Below are 10,226 nucleotides of genomic sequence, written 5' to 3' on the forward strand. Positions count from 1 at the left end.
CTGCCAGAACCGCATATTCCATGGCGCTGACACCGCGCTCATCGCGAACGAACCAGCTGATAAATTTGCGCATTTTTATATTCCCCTAACGTGGTGGTTGGCGTCGGACCGTCAGGTAAGTGAAAGCCCCGAAGACCGACATATCGTACCCAGCACCCCGATTTTTTAGGGAGCAGACACAAGGCATATCTCGCCTCAGTTCGTACTTTTAGATTCGGGAGCGGGTGATTCACTTAACGACTGCGCGCAGAAAAACTTTAGGAATCAAAACAAATGATCTTCGTGCGCCATGAAGTTCTTCTTACTTTTGGCCGCCGCGGGATGAGTCGAAGTGATTTTTCAAAAGGTTTGCGCACTGATTTTTTGTTGCTGCGCACGCGGTTTTTAGGAGTGTCTGAATTCGCGTATGTTTTTAGGGGAAACCCTTGGTGCAACTGGTCCCTAGTCACGCTCAATCGGGTGATCGGCTGGGCAAGCTTCGTGATCCTTATGGCTTACAAGTTCAACATTTGGGGCGTGGATGGCGTAAGTCAGACGACCGAAAGGTCGGTGAGGGAAAACCAACTTCGGGGACGTCGTTACCGGGGAGATCCAGACAATTAACGCGAATGAAATTTTGCACCGATCACTGAGATGATCGCGACCTGACACATACCCAAATAACGAGAGATATTTCCAGCCATTGGATTTAGCCAGCGCAAATTGCGGCGGCATTCGAAGGGTCGGCTTTGATCGCAACGAAGTTCAGTTAAGAACCAAGTGACGCCTTCGCGACCAGCGAGGTGTTCGGTTGGACGAAAGGGAGCGAGCGGGTGTCGAAATCAACGGCGCTAAAACTGCGCTTACACAGATCAATCAGCACGTGACGTGCGGTAGTGTGAGCACATATTGCAACGCAGATCGGACAGGCAATGCGTGCTTGTTGCGAACGACGAGCATGAGGGCAGTAACAAGACGCTCAGGATGGATTCGGCGAGTTCACCACGCCAACGGACCCGTCAAAATCGTTATCGTTTAGCAGTGACGCTATTTACTGTTCGCACTGCACATCCGGCCTTGGCACCACGATAATCGCCGGGTATGTCCCGCGGTCGAGCTCTATGCGGGCGACGACTGTCATCGTCGCGCTGTCGGTGTCGTCATACACGCTGACTTTTTCATGCCGAAGGCTTGTAATGCCAACGCAAGCAGACGCGCTTCCCTCTTCAGAGACCTGGCATTGGATCGGGTTGTCCGCAAGAAAACGATATTTGTCCCTGTCGGGGGTGGCAAGGTATTCACGAACGGTCTGTCCCGATCCGCCGACGCCGGTGACATACCCAATGGCGCACGGTTGTTTGGCGGCATCGCTGTTCACGGATGTGTCGGCTTTCGCGATTCCGCTTGCGGTCGCGATGACCGCCGTGAGCGTGAATGCAAGAAGATATTTCATGGCGGAAATCACGGTTGTCGGATCGAAGTGCTGGATTGTAATGGCACTTTGCCCAAAGGGTCGGGAAGCGAAGAACGGTTACTCTTGCCAATCGGTAGCACTAACTTCGTGCCAACATACCGCGATCGAGCATGCCGCTGCCGATAATCCCCCGCGCCCACGGAACGATAGAATCCTCGCAATCCAATCTTCTCCAATGGCGATATGAAACCAGGGTCGACAGCAACCAAAGGTTATCGGCGGCTTATTCCTTCGGTCAACGCGCTTGTCGAGTTTGAAGCCGTTGCGCGGCTCAGCAGCTTCACCCTTGCCGCGCACGAACTCGGGGTGACGCAGGCTGCCGTCAGCAGGCAGGTCAAGGTCCTTGAGGAAACGCTTGGCAGTCGCCTTTTCCATCGTCTCCACCGCTCCATCAAACTGACCGATGAGGGCGAAGAACTGTACCTGGTTGTTGCCGAGTCGATGCAAAAAATCGCCGGCGTGTTCGACCGGCTTGGAAGCGGCCCCGTCCAGCAGGAACTTGTGCTCGCCGCAACGTCGGCCTTTTCATATTTCCGTCTCTTGCCCAGGCTTTCGTCTCTGAAAGAATCTCAGCCGCAGCTTCAACTTCGCCTCTCCACCCAGATGTTTATCTCGGACCTCCGGCATAAGGAGATTGATGTCGCGGTACGGTTTGGGAACGGTCGGTGGGGCGACGGCACCGCCACGCTCCTGTTCGACGAAGAGGTTTTTCCAGTCTGCTCGCCAACTTGGTTGGAGTCGCAAGGGGAGCCCGAATCGCTGCAGGAACTCGCCAACGCGGCGCTGATCGAATCGGACTCGACCTCGGAAGGATGGATGGGGTGGGAGGAGTGGTTCCATGCGGTGAGCTTCAGACCTCAGCGGCTAAATTTTGCGCTGCGATGCAGCCTTTATACGGACGCAATCCAGGCCGCCCGTTTCGGCCACGGCATCGCTCTCGGTTGGGGCCGGCTCGTTCATGACATGCTAAAAAACGGCGAACTCGCAAGGCTACCCTTCGCCTCGGTTAAGGTGAGCGACTCGTACTTCGTCGTCGTGCCCCACGGGAGAACCATCACACCCGCCATAGACGGCCTGATTGACTGGCTTCGGGAAGACGCTGTTACGAGTTGACGCTCGATCTCGGCAACGCCTCCGCTGAAAGCGGTCGAGGCATATGCGGAATCGCATAACTTAAAGTAATGTCAGAGCGAAAATTAAGCACATTGACGCTCTTTTTCGTCACTCCAATACTGGGTTGATAGCGGGAACACCAGAAGTCTCGACACCCTTGAACGTTGGAGAAAGACGATGCCGGAAGTGACAGCCAAGACCCATGGAGAGTTGATCCGTAGCCGTCGTCCGGGGCACGGCATGCCCGGCGAGCTCTTTGGCCGGCAGGACGTTTTTGAGGTGGACGTCGGGATCTTTTTCCATAAGCACTGGATCCTGGTTGGCGTCACTGCCGACGTTCCCGAGCCGGGCGATGTTTCAACCGTGGATATCGGCAAGGCTTCAATCATCATTGTCCGGGACGACAACGAGAACGTCCGGACGTATCGCAACGTCTGTCGTCATCGCGGGGCGCGCCTCAAGGAGGCAGGGAAGTCGACCGTAGGCATGCTCGTGTGTCCTTACCACCAATGGACGTACGATCTCGACGGCAACCTTCGCCATACGACGCACATGGGTAAGGATTTCGACACGACCTGTCGCAGTCTCATTCCAGTGCACACGAGGATTGTCGGAACGCACATTTTTGTTTGTCTTGACGAGAATCCGCCGGAGGATATCTCGAAGCTGGAAGCGACGATGGCCCCGCGCTTCGCGCCCTACGACTTGCAGAACACCAGGATAGCCTTCGAGCAAGAATTCATCGAAAACGGCAACTGGAAGCTCGTCATTGAAAATAACCGCGAGTGTTACCACTGCCAAGCCACCCATCCGGAGTTGACAGCGTCGTTCCTGCCTGAAGATTTTGGTTTCTGTCCTGATGACCTCAGTGATGAATCTCGGCGCGCCCTTGACGAGTACAAGGCGCGCAACGCCAAATGCCAAGCAAGCTGGGAGCGTGAAGGATTCGTCACGGAAGCCGTCGAGTGGCTCGACGAGGATGCGGTTACGCAGTTCAGGACGCAGCAGTTGGTCATCGCTGGTGCGGGTGAATCTCAAACAATCAGCACAAAGGTTGCCAGCACCAAGCTTCTCGGTGCTTTAACGCGCCGTGACCTTGGCGATACGCACCTATGGACGCACAACTCGTGGACGCACGTCATGAGCGACCATGCGGTGATTTCCACCATCATCCCGCTTGCTCCGGACAAGACGCTGGTGCGCTCCAAATGGCTCGTCCACGCCGACGCGGTAGAAGGTGTGGATTACAAGATTCCGGATTTGACGGAAGTCTGGGTTGCGACTAATACGCAGGACAAGCATCTTGTCGAAATCACGCACGAAGGTACCCAGGACCCGGCATACGCACCCGGCATGTTTTCTCCCTTCACCGAAGTGTATGTCGACCAGTTCTCGCGCTGGTATGCGGCCCGACTGAACGCGCACGGTGTGTGAGCATCTGGCCGAAAGCTGACGCCGCTTGTATTAACGGATGCTGCCACCAAGGTGGGGCGCTCGACCCCACGCCCAATGATTATTGTCAGAACCAAGGGTGCACATCGCCAATTCTGGTGACCAGACACGCCTGCCTGTGAGCGGGCGCTTTCCGATAGAATCCCACCTTGTCACGAGCTTGTCACATCGACTCACCCTGGTCAGGAATGCTGCACAGGTTACGTACTGCGCTGACCTGGATTGCGTGAGTTTCGGTAAATAGTTGATTTAATGCAGGAAAATTACTTTTCGGGATTTTCATGTTTGGACGTTTCATGCCCACCGAGGGCAAATTTTTCGAAATCTTCAATGCGCACGCAAAGTGCATCGTTGACGCAAGTCACGAACTCGAACTGCTGATCGACAACATGGACCAGATGGAAGTCCATAAGCAGAACGTCCAGACCAACGAAAAACGTGCGGACAAGCTGACGCACGAAACCATCGATTTGCTGCACAAGACGTTCATCACGCCGCTCGATCGCGACGAAATCCACAAGCTCATCACGACGATGGACGACATCCTCGACCTGATGGAAGACGTCGCCACCGCCATTTCGCTTTATGACGTGCGCGAATCGACCGCGGAAATGAGCCAGCTCGCGCATATTTGCACTGCGACCTCCGAGCGTGTGCAGCAAGCCGTCAAGCTGCTCGCCGACATGAAACGCGCCAGCGAAATCCTCAAGATCTGCGAAGAAATCGATCGTCTGGAATCGGATGCCGACCGGGTGCTGCGTTCGGCCATGTCGAAACTCTTCCGCGAAGAGGACAACGTCAAGACGCTGATCAAGCTCAAGGCAATCTACGAGTTGCTCGAGACGATCACCGACAAATGCGAGGATGTCGCGAACATCATCGAAGGCATCGTGCTGGAAAACGCCTGATTTCAGCCGCGCCACTCACTCGATAAACGATGCAACCGATTCAACTCGCCCTATGGGCTGTCATTACGCTCGTCGTGGTCGCACTCCTGTTCGACTTCATGAACGGCTTCCACGACGCCGCCAATTCCATCGCAACCGTTGTGTCCACCGGCGTGCTGAAACCTCAGCAAGCCGTGGCGTTCGCCGCCGCGTTCAACGTCATTGCGTATTTCGTCTTCCATTTGAAGGTTGCCGCTACCGTCGGCCGGGGGACGATCGATCCGGCTATCGTCGATCAATATGTGATCTTCGGTGCGCTTGTCGGGGCGATCGGCTGGAACATCATCACGTGGCACTACGGCATTCCGTCGAGCTCGTCGCACGCGCTGATCGGCGGCCTGGTCGGCTCGGCGTGGGCGAAGTCAGGGTGGGGCTCGCTGAATATGGAAGGCTTGCTCAAGACCGTCTCGTTCATTTTTATCTCGCCGCTACTGGGTTTCGTGCTCGGATCGCTGTTCATGCTGATCGTGTCGTGGATGTATTTCCGCACGCCGCCCTCCAAGGTAGATCGGCGGTTCAGGCGCTGGCAGCTGATATCGGCGGGGTTGTATAGCCTCGGGCACGGCGGCAACGACGCGCAGAAGACGATTGGCGTTATCTGGATGCTGCTGATTGCAGCCGGTTATTGGTCCGCAACGGCCGACGCACCGCCGATCTGGGTGATCGGCGGATGTTATCTGTCGATGGGGCTCGGAACGTTGTTCGGCGGCTGGCGCATCGTGCGCACGATGGGTCAGAAGATCACGAAGCTCAAGCCGGTCGGCGGGTTTTGCGCGGAGTCAGGCGGGGCGATTACGCTGTTCGTTGCGTCGTTTCTGGGTATTCCCGTGTCCACCACGCACACGATCACAGGCGCGATTGTCGGTGTGGGTGCGACGCAGAAATTCAGCGCAGTGCGTTGGGGCGTGGCGGGGAATATCGTCTGGGCCTGGATATTAACCATTCCGGCGTCGGCCGTGATGGCCGCCGCCGCTTGGTGGCTCGGGCATCGCTTTCTTCCTTGAACGGAACGAGTAATCGCCGGGTGACTTGCTTTTAAGTCACCCGAATTCACCCGTGCTTCGTGCGTCAGATCAGCGGCGCACCGACACCGTCCATCGGAATGATCGCGCCCGATACGTAGCTCGCCCGGCGGCTTGCCAGGAACAGCGCAACGTCTGCGATCTCCTCGGGTTTTGCGTATCGGCCGAGCGGCACTTTTGCCTGACTTAGGGCCAACGCTTCATCTCGCGTCACACCCAGCCTCTGCGCCTCAAGCGCCAGCGCTTCCTCCACGCGTTCCGTCAGCGTCGCACCCGGATTGATCGCGTTAATGCGAATGCCCAACTTCGCGTAATGATGCGCGAGACCGACGGTCGCCAGCATCAGTGCCGCATTGGCCGCACCGCCTGCGATATGGATATCGCTCGCGATCTTCCCACCCATCCCGATGATGTTGACCACCGCACCCGGTTCGGCCTTGGGGTTCGCTTTCAGCCGTTCGGCCATTTGCTTCAGCACGGCTTGCTGGGGATAGATGCAGGGAAAATATTTAGCTTCCATCGCGGCCTTGTAGCTGTCGGCATCGAGGAGATCGGGATCGTAACGTTTAGCCGCGCCCGCGCAATTCACGAGAATATCGATCGGGCCGAGCGCACCCGTCGCTTCTTCCACTACGTCTTGCGCGCTGTGTGCTTCGTGAAGATCAGCCCGCGCGAGATGCACGTGAAAGCCATCTTTCGCGAGCTCTTCGCGAGCGCGGGCGAGGTTTGCCGGATCGCGTGAAACAATCGCGACGCGCGCGCCTTCCGCTGCAAATGCCCGCGCGCACGCAAAGCCAATTCCCTTGCTGCCGCCCGTGATGAGCACGATCTTGCCGGCGAGTCCCAAGTCCATGAGGTTCACTCCTTTCGAGTTCGATGGTCGATCCAATGATGCGTGGAATCGTTATCGAGACACGATAGCAGACGCTGGGAAGTGTGTGCGGTTCAGAGACCGCGCTGAACGTGAGCAGATCGTGAGTTGAACGCCAGCGCCCGCTGAGGGCTTAGTAGCTGCCGTTGGCGAACTTCGCGATGGGGTCGTCGGCGGTGGCGGGACGCGTGGGCGTGAGCGCATTCGTGGAGGCGCGCATCACGTGGGCGGCGGGATCGGCGGCGGGAATCCGGCCAACCGATGAAGGTTGTTGCTCTGGTTGTCGCTCTTGTATCGAGCGCACCTGCTGCGCCGCGAGACGGGCGGTGGGCGGCGGGGGTTCGAAGGCATCGGCGGCGGCCGCGATGGGATCGGGCGCATTCGATGCCGCCGTGACCGCGTCCGTTTCAGCCGGCGACGCGCGTGGTGGCGATGTTGCATTTGCGGCTTGCGATTGCCGCTGTGCGGCGGACAGCGAGGGCGGTGGCGGTTCGAACGGATCGGCGCCGGAGCGGGCGGTGGTGACGGCCGGCGATACAGCACCCGCAGATTGCGCCTGTCGTTGAGCAGCCGATAACGCGGGCGGCGGGGGCTCGAATTGATCGGAGGCGGTGCTACGGTAGGAGCCTGCGGTCGTTGCCGTTGTAGTCGTCGTGGCCGCCGGCGTTTCATAACGATCGCTGGCCTGCGCGGCAACCTGGGTTGGCGGACGGACTGGAGCACTCTCCACCGGAGCAGGGGCCGGAACGGGCGACGCCAGATACGTCGGTGCATCGAACGGAGCCGGCGCGGCTTTTGGCGGCGCGACGCGTCGGATGCCATCGAAACGCTTGGCCCAATACGGATTGGTGAGGTAATCGAGCCGCACGGTGCCACCTGTCGACGGCGCGTTCACGAAGCGCAGCTTGCCCACGTAGATGCCGACGTGCGAATGCGGCCGGCCCGTCGTGTTGAAGAAAATCAGGTCGCCGGGGGCAACTTCATCGGGTTCGATCGATTCACCGCGAACGCTCATGTCCGCGGTCGTACGCGGCAGATTCACGGATGCAGCCCGATCCACCACATAGCGCACGAGTCCGCTGCAATCGAAACCCGCCTCCGGCGTATTGCCTCCCCACCGATACGGCACGCCCACGAGCGACATCGCCTGGATGGAGATTTCCTCGCGCCCCACGCTGTGGTCGACGAAATTCGGAAAGCCGGAGGGTGTGGCGAAGGTGCGATTGGAAGCGGTAGCGTTCGATGCAGCCGGTGCACGCGACACCCGCGTCGGCGCGCTGGAGCACGCGGCAACGAGAAGGGTGACGAGCAGCAGTGACCAGAGTCGACGCATTCGAAAGGGGCGAGCTGAGGGTGAACACGAACGCTCGCCGTGGTGACGGTCTCGCGATACTAGCCCGTCAGACGGGGCCTGAGCAAGTTTTCTTGATAAGTCACTTGAGGTTTACGCTGTAAGTGTTGCTCGGGAGAAACGTGGTTTTGGGTCCGAAACACGCAGAAAAGACGTAAAAAAGCCCGGCAAGCCATGCTTGCCGGGCTTTCGAGGCGTGTCGAAAATTTAAAGAATCTCGGATGCGTAATCCGCCAGGCGTGAACGTTCGCCGCGCGCGAGCGTGACGTGACCGCTATGCGTCCAGCCCTTGAAGCGGTCGACCACGTACGTCAGCCCCGAACTGCCTTCCGTCAGATACGGCGTGTCGATCTGCGCGATATTGCCCAGACACACGATCTTCGTGCCCGGACCGGCGCGCGTGACGAGCGTCTTCATCTGCTTCGGCGTTAAATTCTGCGCCTCGTCGATGATCACGTATTTGTCCACGAAGGTCCGGCCGCGCATGAAGTTCATGCTCTTCACCTTCAGGCGCGATCGGATCAATTCCTGCGTGGCGGCACGGCCCCATTCACCGGCAGCGTCGTCGGTCTTTTGCAGGACTTCGAGGTTGTCGTCGAATGCGCCCATCCACGGCTGCATTTTTTCTTCTTCCGTACCCGGCAGGAAGCCGATGTCTTCGCCAACCGGAACCGTCGCACGCGTGACGATGATCTCGTTATAGCGCTTGTCGTCGAGCACTTGCGCGAGGCCGGCAGCCAAAGCCATCAAAGTCTTGCCGGTACCGGCCTGACCCAGCAGCGTGACGAAATCCACGTCCGGGTTCATCAGCAGGTTCAACGCGAAATTCTGCTCGCGATTGCGCGACGTAATGCCCCACACGTTGTTCTTGTGGTGGCTGTAATCGCGCAGCGTTTGCAGCAGCGCCGTCTTGCCGTTCAGCTCGCGCACGATGCCGTAAAACGATGGTTCGCCATTCTGCGGTTCGAAATAAACGAACTCGTTCACCAGCATGGACGCGCACTGCGGACCGGTCACGCGGTAATACGTGGTGCCCGTCTTGGTGTCCTGCCAGCTTTCCATGCCCTTCGCGTGCTTCGTCCAGAAGTCCGAAGGCAACGCGCGCACGCCGGAATAGAGCAGGTCCTTGTCTTCCAGCACCTGATCGTTGAAATAATCTTCAGCGGGCAAGCCGAGCGCATGGGCCTTGATGCGCATGTTGATGTCTTTCGACACCAGCACGACCTGGCGGTCCGTTCGCTCCTTCTGCAGCGCGCGAACCACGCCGAGAATCTGGTTGTCGGCCTTACCGACCGGCAGGCCTTCGACCGGCTCGATATCCGTCAGCGTGGTCTGGAAGTACAGACGGCCGGTCGCATCGCGATTGCCCAGCGCGGACAGCGGCAAGCCTGCCGACATCTCGCCAACATGCGCCACCAGCGCATCCAGCGTACGGCTCACCTGACGCGCATTGCGCGCCACTTCCGACATGCCCTTCTTGTGGTTGTCGAGTTCCTCGAGCGTCATCATTGGCAGATAGACGTCGTGTTCCTCGAACCGGAACAGCGATGACGGATCGTGCATCAGCACGTTCGTGTCGAGCACGAACAGCTTGCCGATCTCGTTTTCCGGCTGACCGCGCTGACGGCGTTTTTGCTGGCCGCGCGGCTGAGTTGCCACAGCCACGGGCGCGGCAGGCGTTTCGGAGCGTGCTGGCGTGCGCGCTTCGACAGGCGCACGGGCGACCGCCGGCTGCGCGGTTTCGACCTGTTCGTCCGGTGCGGCAGCAGGTTGCAGCAACGCCGCCGTTTGTTTCGCGCGGCGTGTGCGCGCGGCGGGTGCTGCGTCAGAGGCTTCTACCGCTGAGCCTTTGGCCGCGTTCGCAAGTGTCTCACTTGCTATGGCACGCAGCGTATTGGCGGTATTCGCGGCGGCAGGCCGCGAAGCACCGACGCTCACGCCAAAATCGGTTTCGGTTTCAACTAGATCGCCGTCGCTTGCCTGCTTTTTCGATGATCGGGCAGGGCGGGCTTTGGCT

General features: G+C 58.7%; 9 protein-coding genes. 5 read left to right on the plus strand and 4 right to left on the minus strand.

Translation table 11 applies throughout. The features are described 5' to 3' along the window. Nucleotides 1-273: 273 nt before the first annotated feature. Nucleotides 274-603, plus strand: a complete 330-nt coding sequence (locus JWR14_RS29285; protein WP_299716125.1) for a hypothetical protein — start codon at nucleotides 274-276, stop codon at nucleotides 601-603. Between the two features lie 427 nt (nucleotides 604-1,030). Here JWR14_RS29285 and JWR14_RS29290 read toward each other — a convergent pair whose 3' ends face one another. Further along, complete coding sequence (locus tag JWR14_RS29290; protein ID WP_299716128.1) at nucleotides 1,031-1,432, minus strand: hypothetical protein; 402 nt, start codon at nucleotides 1,430-1,432, stop codon at nucleotides 1,031-1,033. A 204-nt stretch (nucleotides 1,433-1,636) separates the two neighbouring features. On the opposite strand from JWR14_RS29290, the gene JWR14_RS29295 reads away from it, so the two are divergent. From JWR14_RS29295 to JWR14_RS29310, 4 genes are all read left to right on the plus strand, one after another. Further along, entirely contained in the window at nucleotides 1,637-2,566 is a 930-nt protein-coding gene (locus JWR14_RS29295; protein WP_299716131.1) for a LysR substrate-binding domain-containing protein, read from the plus strand. Nucleotides 2,567-2,743: 177 nt separating this feature from the next. Beyond that, nucleotides 2,744-4,000 carry an aromatic ring-hydroxylating dioxygenase subunit alpha gene (locus JWR14_RS29300; protein ID WP_299716134.1) on the plus strand — a complete coding sequence of 419 codons (1,257 nt, stop codon included), beginning with the start codon at nucleotides 2,744-2,746 and terminating at the stop codon, nucleotides 3,998-4,000. Nucleotides 4,001-4,299: 299 nt separating this feature from the next. Next, entirely contained in the window at nucleotides 4,300-4,926 is a 627-nt protein-coding gene (locus JWR14_RS29305) for a DUF47 domain-containing protein (protein ID WP_089159053.1), read from the plus strand. A 29-nt stretch (nucleotides 4,927-4,955) separates the two neighbouring features. Beyond that, nucleotides 4,956-5,969: an inorganic phosphate transporter gene (locus JWR14_RS29310; RefSeq protein ID WP_299716145.1), complete on the plus strand. Its 1,014-nt coding sequence runs from the start codon at nucleotides 4,956-4,958 to the stop codon at nucleotides 5,967-5,969. Between the two features lie 64 nt (nucleotides 5,970-6,033). Here JWR14_RS29310 and JWR14_RS29315 read toward each other — a convergent pair whose 3' ends face one another. The 3 genes from JWR14_RS29315 to JWR14_RS29325 all read right to left on the minus strand — a co-directional run. Beyond that, a complete protein-coding gene (locus JWR14_RS29315) occupies nucleotides 6,034-6,840 on the minus strand; it encodes an SDR family oxidoreductase (RefSeq protein ID WP_299716147.1) in 807 nt (268 codons plus the stop codon). Between the two features lie 151 nt (nucleotides 6,841-6,991). After that, the gene (locus JWR14_RS29320; RefSeq protein WP_299716150.1) at nucleotides 6,992-8,191 is read right to left on the minus strand and encodes an NlpC/P60 family protein; all 1,200 of its coding nucleotides are present in this window, start codon (nucleotides 8,189-8,191) and stop codon (nucleotides 6,992-6,994) included. Between the two features lie 225 nt (nucleotides 8,192-8,416). Next, nucleotides 8,417-10,226, minus strand: a 1,810-nt coding sequence (locus tag JWR14_RS29325) for a PhoH family protein (protein WP_299716153.1), incomplete at its 5' end; no start/stop codon positions are given.

This window comes from Caballeronia sp. (assembly GCF_028292365.1).
Lineage (GTDB): Bacteria > Pseudomonadota > Gammaproteobacteria > Burkholderiales > Burkholderiaceae > Caballeronia.

Coding starts and splice junctions, on each gene's coding strand:
- JWR14_RS29285 (WP_299716125.1), top strand. CDS start 274: ATGATCTTCGTGCGCCATGAAGTTCTTCTTACTTTTGGCCGCCGCGGG.
- JWR14_RS29290 (WP_299716128.1), bottom strand. CDS start 1,432: ATGAAATATCTTCTTGCATTCACGCTCACGGCGGTCATCGCGACCGCA.
- JWR14_RS29295 (WP_299716131.1), top strand. CDS start 1,637: ATGAAACCAGGGTCGACAGCAACCAAAGGTTATCGGCGGCTTATTCCT.
- JWR14_RS29300 (WP_299716134.1), top strand. CDS start 2,744: ATGCCGGAAGTGACAGCCAAGACCCATGGAGAGTTGATCCGTAGCCGT.
- JWR14_RS29305 (WP_089159053.1), top strand. CDS start 4,300: ATGTTTGGACGTTTCATGCCCACCGAGGGCAAATTTTTCGAAATCTTC.
- JWR14_RS29310 (WP_299716145.1), top strand. CDS start 4,956: ATGCAACCGATTCAACTCGCCCTATGGGCTGTCATTACGCTCGTCGTG.
- JWR14_RS29315 (WP_299716147.1), bottom strand. CDS start 6,840: ATGGACTTGGGACTCGCCGGCAAGATCGTGCTCATCACGGGCGGCAGC.
- JWR14_RS29320 (WP_299716150.1), bottom strand. CDS start 8,191: ATGCGTCGACTCTGGTCACTGCTGCTCGTCACCCTTCTCGTTGCCGCG.